This window comes from Rhodophyticola sp. SM2404 (assembly GCF_053570515.1).
Genome location: NZ_JBSEDL010000003.1, coordinates 275,805 through 302,340, shown reverse-complemented (window position 1 = coordinate 302,340; position 26,536 = coordinate 275,805). Strand labels below are relative to the sequence as shown.

At 56.6% G+C, this 26,536-nt stretch carries 24 protein-coding genes; 8 read left to right on the top strand and 16 right to left on the bottom strand.

From position 1 onward, the window contains the following. Positions 1-4: 4 nt before the first annotated feature. From ACTYEO_RS06680 to hslO, 8 genes are all read right to left on the bottom strand, one after another. Positions 5-1,240: a class I SAM-dependent RNA methyltransferase gene (locus tag ACTYEO_RS06680; protein WP_449322936.1), complete on the bottom strand. Its 1,236-nt coding sequence runs from the start codon at positions 1,238-1,240 to the stop codon at positions 5-7. Positions 1,241-1,249: 9 nt separating this feature from the next. Then, positions 1,250-1,684 carry a glyoxalase gene (locus ACTYEO_RS06675; RefSeq protein ID WP_449322935.1) on the bottom strand — a complete coding sequence of 145 codons (435 nt, stop codon included), beginning with the start codon at positions 1,682-1,684 and terminating at the stop codon, positions 1,250-1,252. A gap of 18 nt (positions 1,685-1,702) precedes the next feature. Continuing rightward, entirely contained in the window at positions 1,703-3,562 is a 1,860-nt protein-coding gene (locus ACTYEO_RS06670; protein WP_449322934.1) for an ABC transporter ATP-binding protein, read from the bottom strand. Beyond that, complete coding sequence (locus ACTYEO_RS06665) at positions 3,559-5,406, bottom strand: ABC transporter ATP-binding protein (RefSeq protein ID WP_449322933.1); 1,848 nt, start codon at positions 5,404-5,406, stop codon at positions 3,559-3,561. The genes ACTYEO_RS06670 and ACTYEO_RS06665 overlap by 4 nt, the downstream gene beginning before the upstream one ends. A gap of 49 nt (positions 5,407-5,455) precedes the next feature. Further along, positions 5,456-6,037 (bottom strand): LysE family translocator, encoded by a 582-nt coding sequence (locus ACTYEO_RS06660; protein ID WP_449322932.1) that lies wholly within the window; start codon positions 6,035-6,037, stop codon positions 5,456-5,458. 75 nt (positions 6,038-6,112) lie between these two features. Continuing rightward, on the bottom strand, positions 6,113-7,258 hold the full coding sequence (locus ACTYEO_RS06655; protein WP_449322931.1) for a CCA tRNA nucleotidyltransferase: 1,146 nt from the start codon (positions 7,256-7,258) through the stop codon (positions 6,113-6,115). Continuing rightward, complete coding sequence (locus tag ACTYEO_RS06650) at positions 7,255-7,857, bottom strand: NUDIX hydrolase (protein WP_449322930.1); 603 nt, start codon at positions 7,855-7,857, stop codon at positions 7,255-7,257. The genes ACTYEO_RS06655 and ACTYEO_RS06650 overlap by 4 nt, the downstream gene beginning before the upstream one ends. Then, positions 7,841-8,854, bottom strand: coding sequence for an Hsp33 family molecular chaperone HslO (gene hslO, locus ACTYEO_RS06645; protein WP_449322929.1), 1,014 nt, complete (start codon positions 8,852-8,854; stop codon positions 7,841-7,843). Before hslO ends, ACTYEO_RS06650 begins: the two co-directional genes overlap by 17 nt. Before the next feature lie 165 nt (positions 8,855-9,019). Between hslO and ACTYEO_RS06640 the strand changes: the two genes are divergently transcribed. The 5 genes from ACTYEO_RS06640 to ACTYEO_RS06620 all read left to right on the top strand — a co-directional run bounded on the left by ACTYEO_RS06640 (position 9,020) and on the right by ACTYEO_RS06620 (position 14,607). Continuing rightward, positions 9,020-10,279: a glycosyltransferase family 4 protein gene (locus ACTYEO_RS06640; RefSeq protein ID WP_449322928.1), complete on the top strand. Its 1,260-nt coding sequence runs from the start codon at positions 9,020-9,022 to the stop codon at positions 10,277-10,279. A gap of 69 nt (positions 10,280-10,348) precedes the next feature. Beyond that, positions 10,349-11,062, top strand: a complete 714-nt coding sequence (locus ACTYEO_RS06635) for a sugar transferase (RefSeq protein WP_449322927.1) — start codon at positions 10,349-10,351, stop codon at positions 11,060-11,062. Continuing rightward, entirely contained in the window at positions 11,041-12,054 is a 1,014-nt protein-coding gene (galE, locus tag ACTYEO_RS06630; RefSeq protein ID WP_449322926.1) for a UDP-glucose 4-epimerase GalE, read from the top strand. The genes ACTYEO_RS06635 and galE overlap by 22 nt, the downstream gene beginning before the upstream one ends. Positions 12,055-12,184: 130 nt before the next feature. Next, positions 12,185-13,210, top strand: coding sequence for an SDR family NAD(P)-dependent oxidoreductase (locus tag ACTYEO_RS06625; protein WP_449322925.1), 1,026 nt, complete (start codon positions 12,185-12,187; stop codon positions 13,208-13,210). Between the two features lie 89 nt (positions 13,211-13,299). Then, entirely contained in the window at positions 13,300-14,607 is a 1,308-nt protein-coding gene (locus ACTYEO_RS06620) for a UDP-glucose dehydrogenase family protein (RefSeq protein ID WP_449322924.1), read from the top strand. A 22-nt stretch (positions 14,608-14,629) separates the two neighbouring features. On the opposite strand, the gene ACTYEO_RS06615 is transcribed toward ACTYEO_RS06620, so the two are convergent. Then, the gene (locus ACTYEO_RS06615; protein ID WP_449322923.1) at positions 14,630-15,595 is read right to left on the bottom strand and encodes a KpsF/GutQ family sugar-phosphate isomerase; all 966 of its coding nucleotides are present in this window, start codon (positions 15,593-15,595) and stop codon (positions 14,630-14,632) included. A gap of 105 nt (positions 15,596-15,700) precedes the next feature. Between ACTYEO_RS06615 and ACTYEO_RS06610 the strand changes: the two genes are divergently transcribed. Next, positions 15,701-16,162: an NUDIX domain-containing protein gene (locus ACTYEO_RS06610; RefSeq protein ID WP_449322922.1), complete on the top strand. Its 462-nt coding sequence runs from the start codon at positions 15,701-15,703 to the stop codon at positions 16,160-16,162. Here ACTYEO_RS06610 and ACTYEO_RS06605 read toward each other — a convergent pair. After that, positions 16,146-17,399 carry a PP2C family protein-serine/threonine phosphatase gene (locus ACTYEO_RS06605; RefSeq protein ID WP_449322921.1) on the bottom strand — a complete coding sequence of 418 codons (1,254 nt, stop codon included), beginning with the start codon at positions 17,397-17,399 and terminating at the stop codon, positions 16,146-16,148. The genes ACTYEO_RS06610 and ACTYEO_RS06605 overlap by 17 nt on opposite strands. 147 nt (positions 17,400-17,546) lie before the next feature. Here ACTYEO_RS06605 and ACTYEO_RS06600 point away from each other — a divergent pair, with 147 nt between their 5' ends. Continuing rightward, complete coding sequence (locus ACTYEO_RS06600; RefSeq protein WP_449322920.1) at positions 17,547-17,876, top strand: Hpt domain-containing protein; 330 nt, start codon at positions 17,547-17,549, stop codon at positions 17,874-17,876. Positions 17,877-17,896: 20 nt separating this feature from the next. On the opposite strand, the gene ilvA is transcribed toward ACTYEO_RS06600, so the two are convergent. Continuing rightward, entirely contained in the window at positions 17,897-19,144 is a 1,248-nt protein-coding gene (gene ilvA / locus ACTYEO_RS06595) for a threonine ammonia-lyase IlvA (RefSeq protein ID WP_449322919.1), read from the bottom strand. Positions 19,145-19,309: 165 nt separating this feature from the next. Between ilvA and ACTYEO_RS06590 the strand changes: the two genes are divergently transcribed. Further along, a complete protein-coding gene (locus ACTYEO_RS06590; protein WP_449322918.1) occupies positions 19,310-20,536 on the top strand; it encodes an argininosuccinate synthase in 1,227 nt (408 codons plus the stop codon). 18 nt (positions 20,537-20,554) lie between these two features. Here ACTYEO_RS06590 and ACTYEO_RS06585 read toward each other — a convergent pair whose 3' ends face one another. The 5 genes from ACTYEO_RS06585 to ilvD all read right to left on the bottom strand — a co-directional run bounded on the left by ACTYEO_RS06585 (position 20,555) and on the right by ilvD (position 26,418). Then, the gene (locus ACTYEO_RS06585; RefSeq protein WP_449322917.1) at positions 20,555-22,588 is read right to left on the bottom strand and encodes an NADPH-dependent 2,4-dienoyl-CoA reductase; all 2,034 of its coding nucleotides are present in this window, start codon (positions 22,586-22,588) and stop codon (positions 20,555-20,557) included. An 83-nt stretch (positions 22,589-22,671) separates the two neighbouring features. Further along, positions 22,672-23,040 carry a hypothetical protein gene (locus ACTYEO_RS06580; RefSeq protein ID WP_449322916.1) on the bottom strand — a complete coding sequence of 123 codons (369 nt, stop codon included), beginning with the start codon at positions 23,038-23,040 and terminating at the stop codon, positions 22,672-22,674. Between the two features lie 24 nt (positions 23,041-23,064). Beyond that, complete coding sequence (locus tag ACTYEO_RS06575; RefSeq protein WP_449322915.1) at positions 23,065-23,838, bottom strand: DUF6478 family protein; 774 nt, start codon at positions 23,836-23,838, stop codon at positions 23,065-23,067. Between the two features lie 53 nt (positions 23,839-23,891). Beyond that, positions 23,892-24,704 (bottom strand): hypothetical protein, encoded by an 813-nt coding sequence (locus ACTYEO_RS06570; RefSeq protein WP_449322914.1) that lies wholly within the window; start codon positions 24,702-24,704, stop codon positions 23,892-23,894. Further along, positions 24,685-26,418, bottom strand: coding sequence for a dihydroxy-acid dehydratase (ilvD, locus tag ACTYEO_RS06565; RefSeq protein ID WP_449322913.1), 1,734 nt, complete (start codon positions 26,416-26,418; stop codon positions 24,685-24,687). Before ilvD ends, ACTYEO_RS06570 begins: the two co-directional genes overlap by 20 nt. Between the last annotated feature and the right edge of the window lie 118 nt (positions 26,419-26,536).

The window sequence follows — 26,536 nt, the reverse complement described above, 5'->3', positions numbered from 1 at the left end:
ACCTTTACGCGTCGATATGGGCAAGGCTGAAGCTTGCTGCAAGCTCCACATGGGGGGACCAGCGAAATTGATCGACCACTTGCACCCAATTCAGCCGATACCCCGCCTCGATGAGCAATTTGGCATCACGCGCGAAGGTCACTGGGTTGCAAGAGATAAAGGCGATGCGCGCAACCAGCGCTTCCGCCAGCATTTTGGTTTGTGCCTCGGCACCCGCGCGGGGCGGGTCGATGACAGCCGCATCGAAACGGCGCAACTCATCGGGCAGAAGCGGGCGGCGGAACAAATCCCGCGCCTCGGTGGTCACCGCCTTATGGCCCGTGGCAAAGCGCGCACCGTGATCAAGCGCGGCCAGCATTTCGGCCGATGTTTCAACGGCATGGACCGCAGCGTTGGCCGCCAAAGGCAAGGAAAAGGTCCCGCAACCTGAAAACAGATCAACAATGCGCTTGGCATCCCCCACGGCCTCGGCCGCGGCGGCAAGCAAGGCGGCTTCGCCCTCGCGGGTGGCTTGCAGGAAAGCACCCGAAGGCGGCGCGACCTGCGCCGTGCCAAACCGCTGATAGGGAGGTGCATCGGCAAAGACAGGCTCCCCCTCCCAAGCGAGCCGCATGAAATGCGCCGCGAATTTCGGAAGCTGTTGTAGCAGCTCGGCATCCAGCGGTTTGCCGCCTGTGACCGCAAGGTCAAACCCCGCCTCGGCGCGGGTGATCTGAAAGGACAGGGTTGCATTGCGCGAGCCGCCCAAACGGGTGATCTCCTCCAAAACTGGCAAGAGGGGCAGAAAGGCCTGATCAAGCAAAAAACAGTCTCTAATCGGCACAATAGTGTCTGATTTTCGGGCGTGAAAGCCGATCAGCGCGCCCTTTTTCGTGCGGGTGCCTGCCAGCGTCGCACGCCGCCTTGAGCGGGCAGGCGATGTCTGGATCGGCCGCATCTCGGCCTCCAATCCATGGGCTGTCAGGGCTTTGCGAACCACTTCGGTTTTCCACTCGGCCACAAAATGATCTGAGGCATGTTGCAGAGCGCAGCCACCACATGCCTTGAAATGCGGGCACGGGGCGGCAACACGATCCGCCGAAGGCGTAACGATCTTGGGGTCAACCATGCGGTCGCCGATGATCTCGCCTGACACGACCTCTCCGGGGAGAACCAGTTGCGCGTAAACAGGGCCCAATTCAGGATCATGCGCAATGCCATCCCCCAAATGCCCCAAACGATGAATTGAAATTTCAGCCATGGCTTGGCCTTAGCCCTCGCCCTGCTGCAACGCAATGGCGGGCGAACAGGCATAACCATCAGGGCTGAGGATTGTGGCCTCGCGCAGCCCATGCGGTTTATCGCGGGCAGGCTCGATCACGAGGTCACCACGCGCCTCGGCGCGGGCGACACAGAGGTCGGGATCAAGCCCGAAAAGGTAGAATTGCGCGCCACCCCCGCGCGGCGGATTTTCAGGAATATGCGCAAAGAGCGGATGCGCCGCGAAGGTTCCATCAGCATGCAGTTGAAAGACCGAGCTTGCATGGCGCAGGATCGCGAAATCATCAGAGAGGCGATAGGCCTCCACTTCGAAAACCTCAGCGAAGAATGCGGCTGTGGCCCGAACATCCGCGCAAAGCAGATTGACACCAAGACCTTGAAGCGAGCGGCCAAATTCATCGGCGGATACGGTTTCAAAATCCATGACCAAACCCTTCTCGCGCTATTCGGCGGCGTCCTGAATGCCGATAAATCCGCCTGATTGCCGCTCCCAATATCGTGCATAAAGCCCGCCCAAAGCGCGCAATTCTTCATGGGTTCCGTCCTCGACAATGCGGCCCTGATCCAGCACGATGATGCGGTCCATCTCGGAAATCGTCGAGAGGCGATGCGCGATGGCAATCACGGTTTTGCCATCCATCACATCTGACAAGGCATCCTGAATAGCGGCCTCAACCTCACTGTCCAAGGCGCTTGTTGCCTCATCCAGCACAAGCACAGGCGCATCCTTGAGGAAGGCGCGCGCCAAGGCGATGCGCTGCCTTTGACCACCCGAAAGCTTCACACCCCGTTCCCCCAAATGAGCGTCATATCCCTCACGGCCCATATGGTCGCGCAGGCCCAGAATGAATTCATGCGCCTCGGCCCTTTTGGCGGCGGCAAAGACTTCCTCATCGCTCGCATCGGGGCAGCCATAGCGGATATTGTCCCGCGCGGAGCGGTTGAACATCGCGGTTTCCTGCGTGACCATGGAAATCTGGCGGCGAAGGCTGTCTTGGGTCACGTCCCGCAGGTCTGTGCCATCCAGCGTGACTTGGCCTTCCTCGGTGTCATAGAGCCGCAGGAGCAGGGCCACCAAGGTTGATTTTCCCGCCCCAGAGGCGCCCACAATGCCAAGCTTTTCACCCGGCTCGACCGTCAGGCTCAACCCCTCGACGCCGCCTGCTCTTTGACCATAGGCGAAACTGACATCCTGAAAGGAAATACGGCCCGTCACTTGCCCGATTTCGTGCGCATCTTCACGGTCGGTCAGACGATGGGGCGGGGTGAGGGTGCGCATGCCATCCTCGACCTCGCCGATATTGGCATAGATCCCCATAAGCGTGAAACTGACCCAGCCCGTCATCTGCGATATCCGCATCGCGATCGCTCCGATTGCGGCGATCTCGCCTGCGCTGACAAGGCCCGCCTGCCATTGCAGAACGGCCCCCAAAACCAGAAACACAGGCAAAACACCCGCGACCGTCATCAATGCAAAACGGAACCCTGTAGAGAGATAGCCAAAATCGAGCGCTTTTTCGCGGTAGCCCCCCATCGCCTCAAGTGCGGCTTCATCCTCATGATCGGTATGACCGAAAAGCTTGACCGTCTTGATATTGGTGATCGTATCGACGATCTGGCCCGTCACATTGGCACGCGCCGCAGCACGCGCCTTGGAGCGTTGCCTGATGCGCGGCATGAACCAACGGATCATCAGGAAATAGAGCCCTAGCCAAACCAGCAGAAACACCGCAATCCGCCAATCGATAAAGGCCAGCATCGCAACCGCCCCGATCAGGGTTGCCACCGCAAAAGCGGCGGCATTGATCACCTCGGTCACGACATTGACCAAGGCCGTGGCTGTCTGCATCTGCTTTTGCGCGATGCGACCTGCGAAATCATCGTCAAAGAAGCTGACAGAATGCCCCAAGGACCAGCGGTGAAGGCGGCTCTGGATCAGGGGTGCAAGATTGGGCGGCAAGACGATGCCATTAAACGCCGCCGAGACACCGAAGAACACAGGCCTGAGCAGCAAATAGAAGGTGACATAGCCCGCGATGATCAAAGCGTTCTGTGCGAAATAGGCGGAGGGATCAGCGCTCTGGACGGTGGTGTCGATCAACACCCCCAGAAGATAGGCCGAGAAGACATCCAGCATACCTGCCGCGCCTGACAGCACAGCCGCCAGAATGATGACAGGCCAAGCCCCCGCGAGGCACCATTTGACAAAGGGCCAAAGCGTATTGGGGGGGGCGATTTCAGCATGTTGAAACGGCGCAATCATGCCGCCAAGCCAGCTTAGTACAGGCGTTAAGAATTTCATTCTGCGGCCTCGGTTTCTATCCCGATAAACCCGCCCGATTGCCGCGCCCAGAAACTGGCATAGAGCCCGCCTTGGGCCAGCAATGCCTCATGATCCCCGTCTTCGACTATCTTGCCGTCATCCAGAACAATGATGCGGTCCATATGCGCGATGGTGGAGAGGCGATGCGCAATTGCGATCACGGTTTTACCCTCCATGACACCATAAAGCGTGTCCTGAATTGCGGCCTCCACCTCGCTGTCCAAAGCGCTTGTTGCTTCATCCAGCACAAGGATTGGCGCATCTTTCAGGATCACCCGTGCAAGCGAAATACGCTGCCTTTGCCCACCTGACAATTTCACACCCCGTTCGCCAACATGCGCCTCATAACCTTGGCGGCCTTCAGCATCTTGCAGATCAAGAATGAACTCATGCGCCTCGGCCCGTTTTGCGGCCAGAAGCATGTCGTCTTCAGTAGCATCGGGGCGGCCATACAGGATGTTATCGCGGATCGAGCGGTGCAGCAGAGAGCTGTCTTGCTGCACCATCCCGATGACATGGCGCAAACTGTTCTGGGTGACTTTGGTGATGTCCTGACCATCAATCAGGATGCGCCCGTTTTCGGTGTCGTAGAAGCGCAAAAGCAGCTTGACCAGTGTCGATTTCCCAGCACCCGAGCGGCCAATCAACCCGACCTTTTCACCAGATTTGATAGTCAGGGAAATGCCATCAAGCCCGCCCGCGCCCCGCCCGTAATGGTGGCTGATATTATCAAGGGTGACCTCGCCCTTGCTGAGTTGCAATTCAGTTGCATCAGGCCGGTCTACAAGGGTGATGGGCTGTGCGATCGTCTCCATCCCTTCGGCCACAACGCCGAGCGAGCGGAAGAAGGTGGAAAGCGCCCACATGATCCAGCCTGTCATCGCATTCAGCCGCAAGGTCAGCGCGGTCGCCGCCGCCACCACACCGACCGAGGCGGAACCCTGCGCCCAAAGCCATATCGCCCAACCCACAACAGCCACGATCAGGAAACCATTCAGCGCGACCAGCACCACATCCATCACTGTGAAAATCCGCATCTCGCGCGCGAAGGTCTTGCGGGTATTCTCAATCGCCTCTTTGGCATAGGCGACCTCGGTCTCGGTATGGGCAAACAGCTTGACCGAATGGATATTGGTATAGCTGTCCACAACCCGCCCCGTGGTCGTGGAACGCGCATCGGAACTGGCCTTGGATGCAGGGCCGACATGCTTCATCGTCCAGCGCACCAGCAACCCATAAAGCACCAGCCAGATGATCAGCGGCACAGCAAGGCGGGGGTCGGCCTCGGCCAGAATGATCGCGGCACCGATCAGATAGGCAAGCGCAAAGGTAATGGCATCAAAGACCTGAAAAATCGCATCGCCCGCACTGGTCGGGGTTTGCATGATACGGTTTGCGATGCGCCCTGCGAAATCATTCTCGAACCAGCCAACTGATTGGCGCAAGACCTGCCGATGCGCTCGCCAGCGGATCAAAGCGCCGAAATTCGGCAGGATCGAATTGTTCAAAAGGGCAACATCCAATCCCTGCAAAAGTGGCCTAAGGGTCAGGACGAAAACGGCCATGACCAGAAATTCCCACCCATGATTGGCAAGAACCTCAGAGGGCGCATCCGATGACAGAATATCGACAACGCGGCCCATATAGAAAATCAGCCAAATCTCGACGGCAGCAACAACAACCGACATGAACGCTGTCAGCGCGAAAAGCTTTTTGAAGGGCTGCGCATAGTCCCACAGAAACGGCCACAGCTTTCGGGACGGCGTATCGTTATCGGGATACGGCGTGTAAGGGTCGACCAGATTTTCGAAAAATCGAAACATGTTTGGCCTTTGTGGGGAGCGTTCTATCACCACACATATAGAGCGCCATTCATGCAAAGACCATGACAGCCGAGACCGCAAGGGCCAGCGCCATGGTTTTGGTAAAGATCGACGCCGCAAAGGGTGAGGTCAGCAGATAGGCCAGAAGCGAACCCGCAAAGCTCCAGAACAGGCAGACAAATAGGTTTATACCCGCAAAAACCATCGCCAAACGCTGCGCCTCGCCAATCGGGGAAAGCCCCGCCGAATAGCCCACGGCGGCGGCAAGCGCGACAGCCCAAAGCTTGGGATTGACCCATTGAAACAGCACCGCTTGCAAAAAGGTGAAAGGCCGCTCGGCCTCGCTTTGGTTGGTCTGGGACAGATCGGCGTTCCACAGCTTCCACGCCATCCACAAGATCCACGCGGCAGCGACGATCTTGAGACCGAAGGTCAGAACAGGCTCGGCGCGCAGCAGGCTTGCAACCCCCAACCCCGCCAAAGCCGCGATTATGCCGACACCAAAAGCAACGCCGAAAACATGGGGAAGCGTGCGCTGGAACCCGAAACGGGCACCAGAGGCCGTCAGCAGAATTACATTCGGCCCTGGGGAAAAGAGGCCTGCGAAAACGAAGGCATAAATCGGGTCCATTCTACGCCTCCGATCACGGTTAATGCAGCCAATAGCGAGGCGCCCATTATGTCAAGAAGTCGCCAAGGGATGGCCTCAGGCCAACAGCTCAGCCTTGGAGAGTTGGAACCCTGAACCGATCCAAAGCCCCTCAAGGCGGGCAAGCTCCGCCCCTAAGGCAGGCCCTTCAAATTGCGCGTCCAAATCAGCGGCCCTGATTGGAAACTGGGCCGCGGCGCCACTCCGCGCAGCCTCGATCGCGGCTTGATCAACCTCTGCCTCAAAGAGGGCGGCGCGCAGCAAGATGATGTCGCGCGCAAAATCGAACCCGTGGCGATACCCCAATTCACCCGCGCCTGTATCGCTTTCCATGCCCTTGCGCAGAATGGTCAGATGCTTGGCCTCCGCACGGCTTAGCCGCAGGGCCGAAGCCTGTTCAGCACTGGCAATGGCGGCCAAACGGCGGATCGGATCGGTGGGGGTGTCCGCCTCAAGATGGACCAAGATCGGCAAAAGGCGCGCGGATGCGCCAGCAAGGGTTTGCGCCAGAACACCTGTCTGCTCCATCGCGGCCACCGCCATCGAAGGGTCAGAGGCCGCGAGGAGCTTCTTGATCTCGGAGCCCACGCGTTCGCGTGAAAGTGTCTCTATTCCGCTTGATAGAGCCGCACAGGCGGCCAATCCATCCGCATCAAACCCGCCCTGCGGGTCGGAATACCATGCGTGAAACCGAAAGAAGCGTAGGATACGGAGGTAGTCTTCGCGGATGCGATCCACGGGCAGGCCGATAAAACGCAAGCGGCGTGCCTGCAGGTCATCCAAGCCCTGCCCAGTTGGATCAAGCACCTCTCCGTCACGCCCTGCATAAAGCGCATTCATCGTGAAATCGCGGCGCTTGGCGTCTTCCTCAATCCCATCAGCGAAGGCCACAACAGCGCGGCGGCCATCGGTTTCGATATCTTGGCGGAAGGTGGTCACTTCAAGTGGGCGGGATTGGGCGATGACAGTGATCGTGCCATGCTCGATCCCCGTGGGTATGGGGCGCAGATTGGCCGCTTGCGACAGCTCAATCACCTTCTCGGGGCGCGCATCTGTGGCGATATCGATATCCTGCACATCGGCCCCGATCAGACCATTGCGCACACAACCGCCAACAAAAAGCGCCTGATAGCCAGCCTGCTCAAGAGCCGTGCAAAGCGCCACGGTTCCCGCGTGATGCAGCCACTCCGCCTCAAGCTTCATGCCTGCCACCTGTCGGCCAAGGATTTCAAAATACGCGCCGTCGCGCCCCAGATGTAATAGGGCCCGTAGGGAACCGTAAAGAAATGCCGCCTTGTGCCGCGCCAACGGCGGCTTTCGATATTGAAATTCGACGGGTCCATCAGGAAGGATAGTGGCACGCGAAACACCTCGGCCACTTCACCCGCTTCTGGCATCGGATCAAACGGTGCTTTCACCCGAGCAAGGATCGGAAAGACATCATAGCCCGTGACGGTTTCATGGCAGGGAAGCTCGGCCAGAACCTCGACATTTTCGGGCAAAAGGCCGATCTCCTCCCACGCCTCACGCAAGGCAGCGGCACGTGGCCCGCTATCGCCCTCGTCAATCTTGCCACCTGGAAAGGCGATCTGGCCCGGATGATGTTTGAGATGAGAGGCGCGCTTGGTCAAAAGCACGGTCGGGCCAGCGGGCCCCTCTTCCAGCGCGATCAGCACGGCTGCAGGCCGCAATTTGCGCCCTTCGGGCAGAACGACCTCAGGGTTCAGATCATAATCTGAGGACGGCCGCGCAGGTCGGGCCAGCGCGGCCTTGATGTTTTCCAGATCAGTTGGTTGGCCCATCAGGGTCTTCCACGGGTTTGCTGGCCTCGAACCCCAAAGTTGCAGGGTCAAAGGCGTAGTGCGCGCCGCAAAACTGGCAATCCGCCGTCACGATCCCCTCATCGGTGGTCATATAGGCGATATCCTTGGCCGAGTAGATGCTGAGGCTTTGGCGGACACGATCATCAGAACAGGTACAGCCGAACCTGACCCGCTGCGTTTCAAAGATACGGGGGCCCTCTTCATGGAACAGGCGCACCAGAAGATCGGTTGGCGAGATGCTCGGGCCAATCAGCTCAAGGCTCTCGACCGTATCCAGCAGGATCGACGCGCGCTTCCAGTTCTCACCATCTTCGCCATCATAAAGATCCTCGGCATTGAGCAAGCCATCCTCGCCCGAGCCGCCTTCACCGCTGACGCGTGGCTGCGCTTTGGGCATATGCTGCAGCATCACCCCACCAGCACGCCAGCTTTCATCAGCACCTGGCTCCTGCGAACGTCCGAAACTCAGCGAGAACTTCGTTGGAAGCTGCTCGGATTGCGCGAAATAAGCCTCAGCACAGGCCCTGAGAGACCCACCCGCAATCGGCGTGATGCCCTGATAGGGCGCGGTGCCAGTGCCTTGATCGATCAAAACCGCGAAATAGCCCTTACCGACCTGCGAGAAAGGATCAGCCGCAGGATCAAAGCGGTCTTCGTCATAGCTTGCATAGGCACGGATTTGCGCAGGCTCCCCCTCATCGGTGGCCGCGAAATAATCAGTGGCGATCAAACGCACAGGGCCATCGCCACGCACTTGCAGCGACAGCTTCCAGCGCAGCTTGATCATATGGCCGATCAAAGCCGTCAAAAGCGCCATTTCCGCCACCAGCGCCTCAACACCTGCGGGGTAATTATGCTGCGATAAAACCTTGTCGAGCGTCGTGTCGAGCCGAACGACCCGACCGCGAATGTCGGATTTGTCGAGTTGAAACGGCAGAACGGTATCGTCCCACGCGATTTTGGTACCGAGTGTCATCATCTATCCTTGCGAAACGGCAACGCCTTTAGCTTGGCGGTCTGGTCCCATATAGGTCACCTTATCGCAATACCCAAACCTTGCCATCGCATTGCCCTATGGGTGCCTTGTGCCCATGATTGGTTTCGGCAAAACTCAAAAAACGTATAGAACAGGCAACAGGCTATGAAACTCCTTTTTGTTCACCAGAATTTTGCTGGTCAGTATCGCGAGATACTGGATTGGCTGATTGCGCAAGGTGGCCATGAAATCGTGTTTCTGACCCAACGCAAAAACGTGGCCCCGAGAGACGGAGTTCGCGTTGTCGAGTATCAAACCCATCGCAAACCCGCCAAAGATGCCTATACGCTGACGGCCTATTGGGAAGAATGTACCGGCAATGGGTTCGGCGCGGCACAGGCCTTTCAGAAATTGGAAGCAGAAGGGTTCAAGCCCGATCTAATCGTGGGTCATGTGGGCTGGGGCGAATTGACCTTTTCCAAGCAGGTCTGGCCTGATGTGCCTGTGCTTGGCTATTTCGAATATTTCTATCTCGCTCAAGGTGGCCCTGTCGGGTTTGACCCTGAATATCCCGCCTCTGCTCATGCGCCTTTCATCATGCATGCGCGCAATGCAGTGAATTTCAGCAATATCGAAACTGTTGATCTGGGTGTGGTGCCCACCCAATGGCAGCAGGACAGCTTTCCCAAAAGCCTGCAAAAGAAACTCTATCGCTGCCATGATGGTATCCGGACAGATCGGTTGAAGCCGAACCCCAAAGCCTCGATCCCGCTGGGGCGTTTGGGGCGCAATGTCACCAAAAATGACGAGATTTTCACCTATATGGCCCGCAATCTGGAGCCCACCCGCGGCTTTCACCAATTCATGCGTGCCCTGCCTTCAATTCTGGATGCCCGCCCCAATGCGCGCGCGATTGTAATTGGCGGAAACGAGGCGTCTTATGGCAAGAAAAGCACCGAAAAAGGCGGGTATCGCGCCCAGATGGAGCGTGAAGTCGGCGACCGCGTGGATTGGGACCGCGTCCGTTTTGTGGGCCGCGTGCCTTATGCAGAATATCAGAAAATCATCCAGCTCACGCGCTGCCATATCTACCTGACCGCGCCCTTCGTCCTGTCATGGTCCCTATTGGAGAGCATGGCGATGGAAGCTGTGATTGTGGCGTCTGACACCGCCCCTGTGCGCGAAGTGATCGCACATGAAAAGAACGGCCTTCTTGTGGATTACTTTGATCCTGAGGCGATTGCGGCGCAAGTCATCAAGGTTTTGGAAAACCCGAAAGCCTATGAAAAACTGGGGCGCGCCGCACGCAATAAGATTGTGAACAAATACGATTTCGAAACAGTTTGCCTGCCTGAGCATATCAGGCGGATGAACAGCCTCGTTCCACAATCCAAAGCGATTGCTCTGCCAAAATCGAAAAAGTGATGCTGGCTTAAACCTTCCGAAACACCTCTGCGCAAAACTGGGAATGTCTTTTGGTTTTGGCGGGGTGTGATGAGTTTTCAGAAACGTATCTTCGATCTCGTGCTGGCGTTCGCGCTGATCATTCTGTTTGCGCCTTGTATCGCTGTGCTGTCTGCTTGGCTTTTGCTGCGGCAGGGGCGGCCCGTTTTCTTCAGGGGCGAAAGGATGAAAACCCCTGATGAGGCCTTCACGCTTTATAAATTCCGAAGCATGGACGCCAAAATGCCCGATTGCGGTGTCACGGGCGGCGAAAAGCAATCCTGCATCACACGGGATGGCCATTGGCTTCGACGAAGTCGTTTGGACGAGCTTCCTCAGCTTTGGAATATTCTGATCGGTGATATCAGCTTTGTCGGCCCCCGCCCGCCGATGCGAGAATTTGTCGAACGATTTCCCGAAATCTATCGCGCTGTCCTCAAAAACCGCCCCGGGGTGACGGGGCTGGCCACTTTGACATGCCATCAATATGAAGATCAGCTTTTGCGCGAAACAAGCTCAGCACAAGAAACCGATGCCCTTTATGTCTCGCGATGCCTGCCCCGAAAGGCGCGCATTGATCTGATTTATCAAAGGCGGGCCTCGATGCTGTTGGATCTGGCCCTGATCATGAGAACGGCAGGAAAATGGGTTGGGATCTCCCCTCGCAACAGGCTTTGGCGTTTGACCAGACAATGGAAACATGACAGCACAAAGCCATTCAGCTTGGGTAGGGAAAAGGCGACATGGCGGGTCGAATACTTTTGACAGGCGGTGCGGGCTATATCGGCTCTCACACATTCTTGGCTTTGCGCGCAGCAGGCTATGACCCGATCATCCTCGATGATTTCAGCAATGCAAATGCAGATGTCCCCGACAGGCTAGCGCAGATTTCTGGTACAGCCGTGGCTGTGCTTCACGCCGATGTGCGTGATGAAGCCCGTCTGAGGCAGATTTTTTCAGATCACGAATTCGATGCCGTTATCCATTTCGCCGCGAAAAAGGCTGTCGGTGAAAGCGTCGCCAAACCCCTGCTTTACTACGATACCAATATTGGTGGCCTGCTCAGTCTGACAACTGTCATGGCCGAGCATGGCTGCAAGACGATCGTGTTTTCATCCTCTGCCACCGTATATGGCGAACCCGATGAAGCGCCCACGCCCGAGACCGCACCGCGCCGCGCTATGAACCCTTATGGTCAGACCAAAATTATGAGCGAGGAAATGCTCGAGGCGATCATGCGGGCCGATCCTGAATGGTCCGTTGGGATTCTGCGCTACTTCAACCCCGTCGGCGCGCATAGCTCGGGCCTGATTGGCGAAAACCCTCGCGATATTCCCAATAACCTTATGCCCTATATCGCGAAGGTTGCCTTGGGCGAGCTTCCTGAAATTCAGGTTTTTGGTAACGACTACAAAACACCCGATGGCACGGGCGTGCGTGACTATATCCATGTCGATGATCTGGCCCATGCGCATCTGCTCTCACTGAAATCATTGCTCGAAAAACATGAGGGGCATCTGGTCAATATCGGCACTGGCCGCGGCTATTCCGTGATGGAGATGATCAAAGCCTATTCGCAAGCCTGTGGCCAAGACCTGCCCTATCGCATTACCGCACGCAGGCCTGGCGATGTGCCGATCTATTGCGCGAAAACGGGAAAGGCCGAAGAGGTTCTGGGATTTCAAGCCAAATATGGTTTGGACGAGATCTGCGCTTCAAGTTGGAAATGGGTTTCGGGCCAACTCAAAGGCCAATAATCGCGCCGAGTGGATGCAGCCTTAGACCTCATTTATTGCCGGCAAAACCAAGTGGCCTGACTTCCCTTTTCTACAGCAAGCCTGATAGGTGTTGCCCATTATGATCTGAAGCTCCTTGAGGCAAAATCCAATGGCATCCTCTAATCGCACCGCATTTGTAACCGGCTCGTCCGGCTTTATCGGGTTTCACCTGTGCCAAAGGCTTTTGCAGGACGGTTGGACGGTTATCGGCCTAGACGCGATGACCGATTATTATGACGTGACGCTGAAAGAGCGGCGCGAGGGCATGCTGAAGCAAAACCCGAATTTCCGCGTCATCCATGCCCGTGTCGAAGATGAGGGGGCTGTTGAGGCGATTGTATCCGAGGCAAAGCCCGATGCGATCATCCATCTCGCGGCGCAAGCGGGTGTTCGGTATTCTATCGAGAACCCTGAATCCTACGTCTCTTCAAACCTGATCGGCACCTTCCGCGTGATGGAGGCGGCCCGAAACCACAAAACCGCGCATCTTCTGATGGCCTCAACCTCCTCGGCCTATGGCGCAAATACCGAGCAGCCCTTCATCGAAACCCAGAAATGCGACACGCAAATGTCCTTTTATGCGGCAACGAAAAAGGCAAATGAATCGATGGCGCATTCCTATGCGCATCTCTTCGATATCCCGACCACAATGTTCCGTTTCTTCACCGTTTACGGACCATGGGGTCGGCCCGATATGGCTTTGTTCAAATTCACCAAGGCGATCCTCGAGGGGGATCCGATTGATGTCTACAACCATGGCGATATGGCGCGTGACTTTACCTATGTGACCGATCTTGTGGACGGCATCGCGCGGCTCATTGATGCTGTGCCAGAACGCCCTGCCTCACCCGATGATATTGTTGAGGGGGATAGCCTTTCCCCCGTTGCACCCTACCGCGTGGTGAATATCGGCAATTCCCATTCGGTTCAGTTGATGGATTTTATCAAAGCGATTGAAGACAAGACAGGCATTACCGCTGAAAAGAACTTCATGGATATGCAGCCGGGCGATGTGCCCTCCACTTGGGCCGATGCATCCTTGTTGATGCGTTTGACGGGCTATACCCCCCAAACCCAAGTGCAAGACGGCGTGGCGCAGTTTGTCGATTGGTATCGGGATTATTTTCAGGTTTGAATTTCTAGCCATAGCGATGGCCCGCTGCTACAAGCAGGAAAAAGCGGCGGTAAAGTCGAAACAGGATTTCTAAAAAGGGCAGTTTAGCCATGCGTATTGCAATGATTGGCACAGGCTATGTTGGCCTTGTTTCTGGGGTTTGTTTCTCGGATTTCGGACATGACGTGATTTGCGTCGACAAAGACCCGCAAAAAATCGAACGGCTGAACCGTGGCGAGGTTCCGATCTATGAGCCCGGTCTTGACCTTCTGATGGCCAAGAATGTCGAGGCTGGTCGCCTATCCTTCACCACCGATCTTCCATCGGCTGTCGACGGGGCGGATGCGGTGTTTATCGCTGTCGGGACGCCCACGCGCCGTGGTGATGGCCATGCTGATCTGACCTATGTGATGCAAGCAGCCGAAGACGTGGCCCAAGCTCTAACGGGCTATGCCGTGATCGTCACCAAATCGACGGTGCCCGTTGGCACCAACCGCAAGGTGCGCCAGACCGTTTCCAAGGCCAATCCAAATGCCGAATTCGATGTGGCCTCCAACCCTGAATTTTTGCGCGAAGGCGCGGCCATTGACGATTTCATGAAGCCCGATCGCGTGATCGTTGGCGTCCAGTCCGAGCGTGCCGCCGAAGTTATGGCCGATATCTACCGCCCGCTCTATCTGCGGGACTTCCCGATTGTGACCACGGATCTCGAATCCGCCGAGATGATCAAATATGCCGCCAATGCCTTCCTCGCGACGAAGATCACCTTCATTAACGAAATCGCTGCCCTTTGTGAGCGTGTTGGCGCGGATATCAAACAGGTCTCAAAAGGGATGGGTCTGGATAACCGCATCGGGAATAAATTCCTCCATGCCGGTCCGGGCTATGGCGGGTCATGCTTTCCAAAGGATACGCAAGCTTTGGCACGGATCGGGCAGGATAATGCCATGCCACAAAGCATCGTTGAGACAGTCATCCGCGTAAACGATCAGGTCAAACTCCGCATGATCGAAAAGCTGCGCGATCTCTGCGATGGGTCGTTCAACGGCAAAACCATCACGGTGCTTGGCGTAACGTTCAAACCCAATACCGATGATATGCGCGATGCGCCCTCCTTGACCATTGTGCCCGCCTTGGTTGGCGGTGGCGCCAAGGTCCGCGTGGTTGATCCGCAAGGGCAGCGTGAGGGGGAGGCCCTGCTCCCCGGTGTTATCTGGCAGGATGATCCCTATAAGGCGGCTAACAAAGCCGATTTGCTGGTGATTTTGACCGAATGGAACGAGTTCCGCGCACTTGATCTGCAGCGCTTGGCCAAAAAGATGGCACAGCCTCGTATGGCCGATTTGCGCAACATCTATTCACCACGCGATGCCAAGCGGGCAGGGTTTGAAGCCTATGACGCTGTAGGTCGCGGATAAATCACAAAAAAGGCATGGGTCATTAAACCAGACCCGCCCTCAGGCAGTCATGCAAATGCAGCAGGCCGATGGGGCGCCCTGCGGCATCAACCACAAACAAGGCGGTGATCTTGTTTTCGGACATGACCGCCAAAGCCTCAACTGCCAAGGTATCAGGCTGGGTTGTGCGCGGGTTACTTGTTGCAACATCGCCTGCGCTTTGTTCCATCAGATTGGCCATGTTCCTGCGCAAATCCCCGTCGGAGATGACCCCGACGAGGGTGCCTTCTTCGACGACACCAACAATCCCGAAACTCTTCTCGCTCATCACCAGCAGAGCTTCGGACATATGCTGATCCGCCGAAACCAAGGGCAACGCATCGCCATCATGCATCAGTTGCGAAACCTTCGAGAGTTGCGCGCCCAGTTTGCCACCGGGGTGGAAGGTTCGGAATTGCTCGGGCAGGAAGCCGCGACGCTCCATCACCGCCACGGCCAACGCATCGCCCAAAGCCAATGTCAGGGTGGTCGAGGTTGTTGGCGCCATGCCGATGATGCAGGCCTCGGGTGCATCGGGCAAGGTCAGGCGGAAATCGGCGGCGCGCATCAAGGTGCTTTCAACGCGGCCAGAAATACCAATCATCGGAATGGAAAACCGCGCAACATGGGCCACGATATCGCGCAACTCGGCTGTCTCACCCGAATTCGAGATCAAAATCACCAGATCATTCGGGGTGATCATGCCCAAATCACCATGGCTGGCTTCTGCGGGGTGCACAAAGGCCGAGGGCGTGCCTGTTGAGGCAAGGGTCGAGCTGATCTTGCGCGCAATATGACCCGATTTCCCGATACCCGAGAGGATCACGCGCCCCGAAACCGCAAGAATGGCTTCAATCGCGGCCTCGAAATCTTCGGGCAGGCTGTCCGCCATGGCCGATACGGCTTCGCCTTCAATCTTGAGGACGCGCGCCGCTGTTTCACGAATGGTTTGTTTTTCGTCTTTTGTCATGACGCTCCAATACCGCAAGCGAATGCTCTTGCACAGTGGGCAGCTTTTCATCTGAGTTAAGCACTGTCATAGCTGCAATATTATATGTTGTGATGGGATATTCAGATGAACCGCCGTTTCGGAAAAACCCCCGACCCAAAACTGACCTACCGCACACGGCCAGGGGTTTATGCAATTATTCGAACCGGCGAAGGCATTCTGGCAAGCTTTCAAGAAAACCCCACGCCTGAGCTGCAATTGCCTGGCGGCGGCATTGATGAGGGTGAGACGACATTGCAAGCGCTCTATCGCGAGGTGATCGAGGAAACGGGCTACCGCATCCACTCACCACGGCGTTTGGGGATGTTCCACCGCTACACCTTTATGCCCGATTACGGCTTTCACGCGCATAAGCTGTGCCATATCTATCTGGCTGATATCGGGCCGCGCCTATCTGACCCGACCGAAGCGGGGCATACGGCCGTATTTCTGGATTGGGAGGAGGCCCTAACGCGCTTGGCCGTTTCGGGTGACCGCTTTTTCGTCTCGCAACTTTTGGACGGTCGGTTTTCTAATCGGCCCCTGTAAACTCGATCAGCGCCGCTGAGATATCATCAGGGAAATCGCTCGTGCCTGAGTAAAGCTCCACCTCCCTCTGAAGGGATTTGAGCAAATCCAGATCCTTTTTCGAGGCCAGTTTTCCAAACAGCCGCATCAGCCCGCCATCATCAAGCAGATCACCATTGGGAGCGGGGCATTCGGTAAACCCATCGGAATGGATGAGCAGTTTGTCACCCGCTTGAAGCGTAATCTGAACCATTTCCCAACTGGCCTGCCCAATAAGCCCGATCGGCAAGCCGCCCTTCCCGAGCATCTCCATAGATCCGTTGCGACGCTGTAGAATGGGGTGTGGGTGACCCGCCTGAACCATGTCCAAGGTCCCGTCCCGAATGTTCAGGATTGCCAGACATAAGGTGCAATACTGATCACCACCAACCTCGCTGATCATCAGATCATTCAGCCGCTTGGCGACCTCATCAAGGGGTCGCGCCTCGGGGCCGAACGCCCCTTTGCGCAAGGCCAGATTGCGTGATGGGGAACTGGCCCCCAAAACAGAATAAAGCCGCGCGGCAATCATGGCCGAGGTCACGCCATGCCCCGACACATCGATGGAAAACACGCCAACCCGATGCCGACCTGCGGGAAAATACCCGACCAGATCGCCCCCGACATGGCCCGATGATTCCAGCAAGAAGGAGAGATTGGCACCGCCAAGCGATACGAATTCTTCCCGCAAAAGGGACTCCTGCAAGCGTTTCGCTTCCTGAAGTTCACGCTCGATCTCGGCATAAAGCGATTGGATTTCACTCAAGGCGCCACTGATCTGGCGGTTCTTTTCCTGCAATTCAGCCTGCGTCGCGAGGATGCGTTCACCTGCATTCAAGCGCGCGCGCAATTCGGTGGCATGAACCGGTTTTGCGAGAAAATCATCCGCGCCAGCATCCAAGCCTTGGGCAATCGCCGCCTTCTCGGATTTCGAGGTCAGAAGAATGACATAGCCATATGCGCCGCGCTGCATCTCCCGAAAACGGTGGCAGAATTCAGGGCCCGTCATCTCGGGCATGACCCAATCGCTGATCACCAGATTGATATCCGTGTCAGCCAGACAAGCGAGCGCTTCCCGAGGATCCGTAAAGGTCACCACGTCATAGCCCCAACCGCCAAGCAGCGATGCCAGCATGGCACATTGCGCGCGGCTGTCATCCAGCACCAAAGCCCGCAAATTCGGGGTGGGGTGGTTTTGGCTATGCTCGGCCGCGATCATTCGGAAACTCCTGTGATTCCGCATGATCTAAGCGACCAGCTTTAACGAGGTGTGAAAGATAAAATGCGCGTTAATCCGAGTTGAGAAGTGAACCACTCGTTAACTCTCAAGCTGCATTGTCCCGCTAGGTTGCAAAACAGGTGAGACATGATCGATTGGGATAGGTTTAACGAATTGCGAACAGATATCGGTGAAGAGGATTTTGCAGAAGTGGCGGAACTCTTTACCGAGGAAATGTCCGAGATGTTGGGCAATCTTGCGCGCAGGCCCAATACCGCAACGGCTGACGATTTTCACTTTTTGCGAGGAAGTGCTTTGAACCTCGGCTTTATCGATCTGGCCAAAGCCTGTCTGGAGCGGGAAAACACCGTCAAATCAGGCGCTCTTCCCGAGGTTGCAAGCCTCTTGGAGGTGTTCGAGAAATCCTTCGCAGAACTTCAAAAAGCCCAACCCCTGCTTATCAAAGGGGCGGCCTGACGCTGTTTGAACGCTTCAGCCTAGATCAGGAATTCTGAAAGCACCTCATCATCGGTGATATCACGATAGGCAAATCCGTTTTCTTCCATCCTCGCAAAGAGATCAGGAAAATGATTTTCATCTCGCGTCTCGATCCCAATCAGAACCGAGCCATAGTTCCGCGCAGATTTCTTCAGATATTCAAACCGTGCAATATCGTCATCAGGCCCAAGTAGCCCGAGGAAATCCTTCAAGGCTCCGGGGCGTTGGGGCATACGCAGGATGAAATATTTCTTCAAACCCTGATACCGCATGCCGCGTTCCTTGACCTCGGGCAGACGCTCGAAATCAAAATTCCCGCCCGATGTCAGGCACACAACCGTCTTGCCCTTTATGCTTTCGGCAAGGTCGCGCAGCACATCAATCGACAAAGCGCCCGCAGGCTCAAGCACAACGCCTTCGATGTTCAGCATTTCCTGAATCGTCACACAGATGCGATTTTCAGGCGCAAGATGCACATCCTCAGGCTTCACCGATTTTAGAATGGCGAAGGGCTTCGCACCGATCCGTGCCACGGCTGCGCCATCCACAAACGTATCTTTGATCGCAATCGTATGAGGCGCGCCATGTTCAAGCGCTGCTGTCAGGCTTGGGCCACCCACAGGTTCGACAAGGCTGATATGGGTTTTTACGCCAGCCGCGTTGAAATAACTTGTCACCCCTGAGGATAATCCGCCGCCACCCACAGGCAAGATCACCTCATCAGGCAGGTTTGGCATTTGCGCCAACATTTCAACCGCGACCGAGGCTTGGCCTTCGATCACATCAGGGTCATCGAAGGGAGATAGGAAATGCGCGCCCTCATCGCTACAATAGCTTTGCGCGGCGGCCAAGGTTTCATCAAAATAGTCACCAATCAGCCGAATAGTGACGTTTTCACCCCCGAACACACGGGTCTTGTCGATCTTTTGTTGGGGGGTGGTCACGGGCATGAAAATCACGCCTTTCACACCGAAATGCTGGCAAACAAAAGCAACACCCTGCGCATGATTGCCCGCACTGGCGCAAACGAATTGCGAGCGGGTCGGATCCATCTCCAGCACCTTGCGCATGGCATTGAATGCGCCCCTGATCTTATAGGAGCGCACAGGCGAGAGATCCTCGCGTTTGAGCCAGATATCGGCCTCGTAGCGCTCGGATAGATAGGCATTGCGCTGCAAGGGCGTGGCTGGAAACAGGGTTCGCATGGCCGCTTCGGCGGCGCGGGCTTTTTCGGCAAAATCACTCATGCCCTCTGGCCTGCACCAATGTAGCCATCCTGTCCAGTGACAGATGCGCCCGATCATGGGCAAAACCCGCGCCACTCCGCCCCTTTTGCCCCGCGCCTTACCTTGCGCCCATTGGTAAAACCCGTTATCCGCCCGACCGTCATACCCCCAATTCGGAGCTGCCTCATGTCTGCGCCCAAAAAAGTCGTCCTTGCCTATTCCGGTGGTCTCGACACCTCGATCATCCTGAAATGGCTGCAGACGGAATATGGTTGCGAGGTGGTGACCTTCACCGCCGATCTCGGCCAAGGCGAAGAGCTGGAGCCCGCACGCAAGAAGGCAGAGTTGCTAGGGATCAAGCCCGAGAATATTTATATTGAAGATATCCGCGAAGAATTCGTGCGCGATTTTGTCTTCCCGATGTTCCGCGCCAATGCGCTGTATGAAGGGCTCTACCTGCTGGGAACTTCGATCGCGCGCCCGCTGATCTCCAAGCGTCTGGTTGAGATCGCCGCTGAAACAGGGGCCGATGCCGTGTCACATGGTGCCACAGGCAAAGGCAATGATCAGGTACGGTTCGAGTTGTCGGCCTATGCGCTTAACCCCGATATTAAGGTGATTGCGCCTTGGCGTTTGTGGGACCTGACCTCGCGCACCAAATTGCTGGCCTTTGCTGAGGAAAACCAGATCCCCATCGCGAAAGACAAGCGCGGTGAGGCCCCCTTCTCCGTCGATGCAAACCTGTTGCACACCTCCTCCGAGGGTAAGGTTCTGGAAGACCCTGCCGAGGAAGCACCCGATTACGTGTACCAGCGCAGTGTCCACCCCGAGGATGCGCCCGATGAGCCCGAGATGATCGAAGTCACCTTCGAGCAGGGCGATGCGGTTGCGATCAATGGCGAGGCGATGTCACCTGCAACGATCCTGACCAAGCTGAATGAATATGGCGGCAAGCATGGCATTGGTCGTCTGGATTTCGTTGAGAACCGTTTTGTCGGTATGAAATCACGCGGTATCTATGAAACACCCGGCGGCACGATCTTGCTTGAGGCGCATCGTGGGATCGAGCAGATCACGCTGGATAGCGGCGCAGGCCATCTGAAAGATTCGATCATGCCTCGCTATGCCGAGCTGATCTATAACGGTTTCTGGTTCTCGCCCGAGCGCGAGATGCTGCAAGCCCTGATCGACAAAAGCCAAGAGCATGTCACAGGCACAGTGCGTCTGAAGCTCTATAAGGGCTCGGTGCGCAGTGTCGCGCGGTGGTCCGATCACAGCCTCTATTCCGAAGCGCATGTGACCTTCGAAGAGGATGCAGGTGCCTATGACCAGAAAGACGCGCAGGGCTTTATTCAGCTCAACGCGTTGCGCCTCAAACTTCTGGCCGCGCGGAACCGTCGCCTCAAAGGGTAAGTGCCAAAGCTGGCCGCCCTATAGGGTCGCGGCCAGCCTTGCACCTTGATCAATCGCGCGCTTCGCATCCAGCTCAGCGGCGACATCCGCGCCACCGATCACATGGGGTGCACGGCCATTGGCGCTCAATACGTCAGCCAGCGACCGCTCAGGAATTTGGCCTGCACATAGCACCACCGTATCCGCTTCGATCAGGGTCGGGTGCTCGCGCGCCTCGCCAAAGGTGATATGCAGACCATCAGCATCGATGCGTTCGTAATTCACGCCCGCGATCATCTTCACACCTTTCATCTTCAAAGCCGCGCGGTGGATCCAGCCCGTGGTTTTGCCCAAGCGCTTACCCGGCTTCTCGGGCTTGCGCTGTAGCAAGACAACATCACGCGCCGCAGCATCAGGTTGCGGCCCTTCAGGGGCCAAGCCGCCACGGTCAATCTCGGGGTCGCTGACACCCCATTCCTTGCGCCAAAGCTGCGGCTCCTCGGTCGGGCTTGGCCCCTCATGGACAAGAAACTCGGCCACATCAAACCCGATGCCGCCAGCCCCGATCACAGCAACCCGTTTTCCGACAGGGGCCTTGCCTGCCAAGACATCAATATAGCTCAGCACATTGGGGCCATTCTGCCCCTCAATTTCTGGATCACGCGGGCGCACGCCCGTGGCGATGACGACTTCATCATAACTGCCAAGATCATCAGCCTCAGGGTCAGCATTGAGACGAACATCAATCTGGTGGCGCTCCATCATCGTCTCGAACCAGCGGGTTAGAGCCTTAAATTCCTCTTTTCCCGGTATCTCGCGCGCCATCTTGAGCTGTCCGCCAAGAGAGGCTGATTTCTCGAAAAGGGTCACTTTATGCCCACGCTCAGCGGCGACCATCGCAGTCGCCAGACCAGCCGCACCACCACCGACAATGGCGATGGTTTTTGCGGCATCAGTAGCGTCATAGCTGAGTTCGGTTTCATGGCAGGCGCGGGGGTTCACAAGGCAGCTTGTCAACTTGCCCGAGAAGGTATGATCAAGGCAGGCTTGGTTGCAGGCAATGCAGGGCGCAATTTCATCGGCGCGCCCTTGTTCGGCCTTCACCACGAAATCAGCGTCCGCAAGGAAAGGCCGCGCCATCGAGACCATATCGGCGGCACCCTCGGCCAGAATATCCTCGGCCACATCAGGCATATTGATGCGGTTCGAGGTGATGACGGGAATGCCGACCTTGCCCATCAGCTTTTTGGTAACCCATGCAAAGCCCTTACGCGGAACGCTGGTGGCGATGGTGGGAATACGCGCCTCATGCCAGCCGATGCCTGTATTCAGGATCGTAGCCCCCGCTGCCTCGACGGCTTGGGCCAATTGCACGACCTCGGCATGGGTGGAGCCATTGGGCACCAGATCAATCATGGAGAGGCGGAAAATAATGATGAAATCGGGACCAACCGCTTCGCGCACACGGCGCACGACCTCAATCGCCAAGCGCATCCGATTCTCGTAAGCGCCACCCCAGCGATCGCTTCGCTTATTGGTATGGGTCACAAGGAACTGGTTAATGAAATACCCTTCACTGCCCATGATCTCGACCCCGTCATAGCCAGCCTCACGGGCGCGCGCGGCCGCTGTCACCATATCGGCGATCTGCTTTTCGATCCCCTCTTCATCCAATTCCTTCGGGGGAAAGGGCGAGATCGGGGATTTGACAGGCGAGGGCGCGACACAATCGGGGCTATAGGCATAGCGGCCTGCATGGAGGATTTGCATCGCGATCTTACCGCCTGCCTGATGCACGGCATCGGTGACGGTACGGTGATTTTCGATATCAGCATCGGTGAAAAGACCTGCCGCACCGGGGAAGACACCGCCCTCCTTATTGGGGGCCATACCGCCTGTGACAATCAAAGCCGCACCACCACGGGCCCGCGCCGCATAAAAGGCCGCCACGCGGGGCCAATCGCGTGTCTCTTCAAGGCCGGTATGCATGGAGCCCATCAACACACGGTTTTTCAGCGTGGTGAACCCAAGATCCAGCGGTTCGAATACATGCGGATAAAGCGAATGTGGCATAAGAAATCCTCCCGCATTCACAGCTACAGGCATGGGGGGTATTTTGTCACCTCCCAACGCCGCGTCATTCTCGGAGGATAGGGTTAGTCTTGCTCGGTCTCTGCGCAATGGCGGCGGAAAGCCACTTTGAGCATCTCAAGCTCATCGCGCATCAGCGCAACTTCGGCGCGAATATCTTCATCAAGCGCCTGTCCTGCCATCAAGGTGATCCGGTCCAGCACATCGCCCTCATCAGCTGTGCGTAGGCTTACAACCTGCACACCATCGCTAAGCACCGATACCGGCAACTCGAAATCAACCTGAAAACGGCCCGGTCCTTCATCACTGGGCGTGAGTTTGGCGGTGCCAACAACACGTTCCATATGGACGGCTTCAATGATCGGCGTTGCATCGCCTGCATCAAGGATGCCCTCATATCGCCCGCCGACCAAACGGATTTTTGTAAGCGTCATGGCGCTCAATGGATTGTCCCCCGACTACAGATCTGCGCGCGGTGCGCGCGTCAGATACATATCCCACATGATGATGCGATTCATCTGTGGCCCCTCAAAGATCAGATCAAGCCACATCTTCTCAAGACGTTTTTCATTGATCTTGGAATAGGCCAAGTCAAATTCGGCAACAAATTTCCCGTCCTGTCCCGAAAGCTGGCGCACCATTTGTTCCGTATTCGGCCCATGCTGGACGTTGAGCCGCGCATAGATTTCAATCTGGCGGTCCATATCGGCATACATGGTCATCGAAATGAAATGCCCACGGGTCAGGCCAACTAAGCCGTCATTGGGCAAATCCTGCACCAGTGACATGAACGAGCCATCAAACCGATAAACCTCCAGTTCCAGCCCGTAAGGGGCAGCGTGATGCGGCCCAGAATTCTGACGCTGTCGATAGGAAATTTCAGAACGTGCGCAATCATGGAACAGGCTCATCCCACCGACCAGCTTTTGCGGCGAGCCGACCTGCACCTGCCCTTTCGGAGCCATGGGTTCTGTCCAAGTGGCGGGCCGATAGCTCCAGTCGCATTGCTCGGGCCGTTCGATCCTGTCGTCTTGCCGAGATTTTTTCAGAAGCGCTTTTTCGGTGGCAACCTGCATTCGCGCGAGCTCGGTCTGTAGCCCGCGGGCGCGGTCATTGGCTTCACGCAGGTTATGCGCAGGCAAATCCTTTGCCTTTTGGGTCACCTGCCCAAAGCTCCGCATAACGCGGTCGAGCCGCTTGCGGGCAAAAAATCCATCAAAATCCAGCCCCATATCGGTGGTGCTCCGCGTTTCTTTAAATCTTGAGTGCTTATACTTGCAGGTTTCTAGTTAAATATACGTCGAAACAAGCCAATATTCCTGAGAATTCGTCCACCCGTCACACTGGCAGGTTCACGCGCAGGTTGTGGCCGTTCAAAACTCTGCTCTGGCTCGCTCTGAATTTCAACTGTTTGTGTCGTTTCCGTGCTTTGGCCAGGCAGGTCTGCCCCGGGACCATTCGCGGAGGTAACTGCAATCGCAAAACTGCGCAGTGTCTCGAGGCTTTGATCATTGGTGATCTCTTGATCGGCCAACCCCAAAACGCTGAGCGTTGCGATGCGGTTGCCCAGATCCAGATAGGCGCGCCAGTAATCCTCGCGCACGCCTTCGATACTGCCTGTGCTGCTATCGCGGGCATGCAAGAAGAACACATCCGCTTGGTGAAAGCTGTCCAACACCTCTACGGTTTCGGGGTCTTGATCACGGCTGAGCAGACGGCGGCCGTTTTCCGATGAAAAGAAGCTTCCCAGACTTGGGATAGACTCCCGCAAGGATGACCCCTCGGACGGCTCGGAGATTGAGGCCGTCAGCAAGGCAGGGACAGCGGGTTGCGGCAGGCGCGCGGAATTGGCGATGGCTGCGCAATTGCCCAACAGCACAAAGGCGGTTACGCCGCGATCTTGGGTGGCCTCAGGATCGACACAAAACCCGTCAGGGCCGCCAACTGTCAGCCTGTCAGAGGTGACCTGAATTTCAGTATCCGCCTGCGGCGGAGGCCCGAAACTGCCACCACCGCCACGCCCTCCACAGGCCGCAAGCGTCAAGGTCAGGGCCAGAAGGCCCAGACCTTTGAAAAGATTACAGGTCCATATAGACATGTTTCTCCTCATTGGCGCCGGGATGGGTGACCGCGCCAAAGCGGGCGGACCCGACAAGCTGTGAATATTTCCACAAGGCGCCTGACGCATAGATGGTTTCCTTGGGGCCTTTCCAATTTGCCTTACGCGCCGCCAGTTCGTCATCAGAAAGGGCCACGCTCAATTCACCTGAAATGGCGTTGATCGTAATCATATCACCATTCTCGAGCAAACCGATCGGACCGCAATGGGCCGCTTCTGGCCCGACATGGCCAACACAGAATCCACGGGTCGCGCCCGAGAAACGGCCATCGGTGATCAAGGCAACTTTCTTGCCCATGCCCTGACCGCTCAGCGCGCTGGTTGTGGCCAGCATTTCGCGCATACCGGGGCCGCCTGCGGGGCCCTCATTGCGGATCACGAGAACCTCGCCCTCTTCATAGGTGCGTGCCTTGACCGCAGCGAAAGCTTCTTCTTCGCTCTCGAAAACGCGCGCGGGGCCCGTGAAGACCTGCTCTTCCTCGGACATGCCCGCGACCTTCACGATCGCTCCGTCAGGGGCAAGGTTGCCGCTGAGGCCCACAACACCGCCTGTATCCGAGATCGGTGCCGCAACTTCATGGATCACTTTGCCATCGGCTTGGCGCACGATGATATCAAGCTCCTCACCCATGCTGCGGCCTGTTGCGGTCATGCAATCTTCATGGATCAGGCCCGCTTTACGCAATTCATTCATCACAACGGGAACGCCGCCTGCCTCATAGAGGTCCTTGGCGACATACTGACCACCTGGTTTGAGATCGACAAAATAGGGGGTGTCCTTGAAAATCTCGCAGACATCAAAGAGGTCAAAATCAATGCCCGCTTCATGTGCAATCGCTGGCAAATGCAGGCCCGCATTGGTCGAGCCGCCCGTGCAGGCCACAATGCGCGCTGCGTTTTGCAGGGATTTCAGCGTGACGATATCGCGCGCGCGAATGTTTTTCTCGATCAGGTTCATCACCGCCTCGCCCGAGGCGACACCATATTGGTCACGGCTTTCATAGGGGGCTGGCGCGCCAGAGGAATTCGGCAGCGCAAGGCCGATAGCCTCGGAGACACAAGCCATCGTGTTGGCCGTGAACTGACCACCACAAGCGCCAGCAGAGGGGCAGGCCACACGCTCGAGAACGGCGAGTTGTTCATCGCTGTAATTGCCCGCCTGATGCTGGCCAACAGCCTCGAAAACATCCTGAACCGTGACGTCTTTGCCCTCAAGCCGACCCGGAAGGATCGAGCCACCATAGATGAAAACCGAAGGAACATTCAGGCGCACCATCGCCATCATCATGCCGGGAAGGGATTTGTCACACCCCGCAAGGCCCACAAGCGCATCATAGCAATGGCCACGCATTGTCAGCTCGACCGTATCGGCAATCGCATCACGGCTGGCCAAGGATGAGCGCATGCCCTCATGGCCCATAGCGATGCCGTCTGTTACAGTGATTGTGGTGAATTCGCGTGGTGTGCCATTGGCATGTTTCACACCCATTTTCACCGATTGTGCCTGACGGTTCAGCGCGATGTTACAAGGGGCGGCTTCGTTCCAGCAGGTTGCAACGCCGACGAAGGGTTGATTGATCTCTTCCTCGGTGATGCCCATGGCATAGAAATAAGACCGATGCGGCGCGCGCGAAGGGCCTTCTGTTACGTGGCGGCTTGGAAGTTTGGACTTGTCCATCTTACCCTTCAACATGACGTCTCTCCCTTAAGTCATTCGCAAATTTCCCTTGGAATAGACGCCCCTGTCAAATGGCACAAGCGAGATTGCCGTTTGGGGCTGTTTTAGGGTAGACTTGGCTCAATAAGAAAAA

What these genes read in the sequence shown, in the direction of transcription:
- ACTYEO_RS06680 (WP_449322936.1), bottom strand. Translation starts at nt 1,240, where the DNA reads ATGGCTGAAATTTCAATTCATCGTTTGGGGCATTTGGGGGATGGCATT.
- ACTYEO_RS06675 (WP_449322935.1), bottom strand. Translation starts at nt 1,684, where the DNA reads ATGGATTTTGAAACCGTATCCGCCGATGAATTTGGCCGCTCGCTTCAA.
- ACTYEO_RS06670 (WP_449322934.1), bottom strand. Translation starts at nt 3,562, where the DNA reads ATGAAATTCTTAACGCCTGTACTAAGCTGGCTTGGCGGCATGATTGCG.
- ACTYEO_RS06665 (WP_449322933.1), bottom strand. Translation starts at nt 5,406, where the DNA reads ATGTTTCGATTTTTCGAAAATCTGGTCGACCCTTACACGCCGTATCCC.
- ACTYEO_RS06660 (WP_449322932.1), bottom strand. Translation starts at nt 6,037, where the DNA reads ATGGACCCGATTTATGCCTTCGTTTTCGCAGGCCTCTTTTCCCCAGGG.
- ACTYEO_RS06655 (WP_449322931.1), bottom strand. Translation starts at nt 7,258, where the DNA reads ATGAAGCTTGAGGCGGAGTGGCTGCATCACGCGGGAACCGTGGCGCTT.
- ACTYEO_RS06650 (WP_449322930.1), bottom strand. Translation starts at nt 7,857, where the DNA reads ATGGGCCAACCAACTGATCTGGAAAACATCAAGGCCGCGCTGGCCCGA.
- hslO (WP_449322929.1), bottom strand. Translation starts at nt 8,854, where the DNA reads ATGACACTCGGTACCAAAATCGCGTGGGACGATACCGTTCTGCCGTTT.
- ACTYEO_RS06640 (WP_449322928.1), top strand. Translation starts at nt 9,020, where the DNA reads ATGAAACTCCTTTTTGTTCACCAGAATTTTGCTGGTCAGTATCGCGAG.
- ACTYEO_RS06635 (WP_449322927.1), top strand. Translation starts at nt 10,349, where the DNA reads ATGAGTTTTCAGAAACGTATCTTCGATCTCGTGCTGGCGTTCGCGCTG.
- galE (WP_449322926.1), top strand. Translation starts at nt 11,041, where the DNA reads ATGGCGGGTCGAATACTTTTGACAGGCGGTGCGGGCTATATCGGCTCT.
- ACTYEO_RS06625 (WP_449322925.1), top strand. Translation starts at nt 12,185, where the DNA reads ATGGCATCCTCTAATCGCACCGCATTTGTAACCGGCTCGTCCGGCTTT.
- ACTYEO_RS06620 (WP_449322924.1), top strand. Translation starts at nt 13,300, where the DNA reads ATGCGTATTGCAATGATTGGCACAGGCTATGTTGGCCTTGTTTCTGGG.
- ACTYEO_RS06615 (WP_449322923.1), bottom strand. Translation starts at nt 15,595, where the DNA reads ATGACAAAAGACGAAAAACAAACCATTCGTGAAACAGCGGCGCGCGTC.
- ACTYEO_RS06610 (WP_449322922.1), top strand. Translation starts at nt 15,701, where the DNA reads ATGAACCGCCGTTTCGGAAAAACCCCCGACCCAAAACTGACCTACCGC.
- ACTYEO_RS06605 (WP_449322921.1), bottom strand. Translation starts at nt 17,399, where the DNA reads ATGATCGCGGCCGAGCATAGCCAAAACCACCCCACCCCGAATTTGCGG.
- ACTYEO_RS06600 (WP_449322920.1), top strand. Translation starts at nt 17,547, where the DNA reads ATGATCGATTGGGATAGGTTTAACGAATTGCGAACAGATATCGGTGAA.
- ilvA (WP_449322919.1), bottom strand. Translation starts at nt 19,144, where the DNA reads ATGAGTGATTTTGCCGAAAAAGCCCGCGCCGCCGAAGCGGCCATGCGA.
- ACTYEO_RS06590 (WP_449322918.1), top strand. Translation starts at nt 19,310, where the DNA reads ATGTCTGCGCCCAAAAAAGTCGTCCTTGCCTATTCCGGTGGTCTCGAC.
- ACTYEO_RS06585 (WP_449322917.1), bottom strand. Translation starts at nt 22,588, where the DNA reads ATGCCACATTCGCTTTATCCGCATGTATTCGAACCGCTGGATCTTGGG.
- ACTYEO_RS06580 (WP_449322916.1), bottom strand. Translation starts at nt 23,040, where the DNA reads ATGACGCTTACAAAAATCCGTTTGGTCGGCGGGCGATATGAGGGCATC.
- ACTYEO_RS06575 (WP_449322915.1), bottom strand. Translation starts at nt 23,838, where the DNA reads ATGGGGCTGGATTTTGATGGATTTTTTGCCCGCAAGCGGCTCGACCGC.
- ACTYEO_RS06570 (WP_449322914.1), bottom strand. Translation starts at nt 24,704, where the DNA reads ATGTCTATATGGACCTGTAATCTTTTCAAAGGTCTGGGCCTTCTGGCC.
- ilvD (WP_449322913.1), bottom strand. Translation starts at nt 26,418, where the DNA reads ATGTTGAAGGGTAAGATGGACAAGTCCAAACTTCCAAGCCGCCACGTA.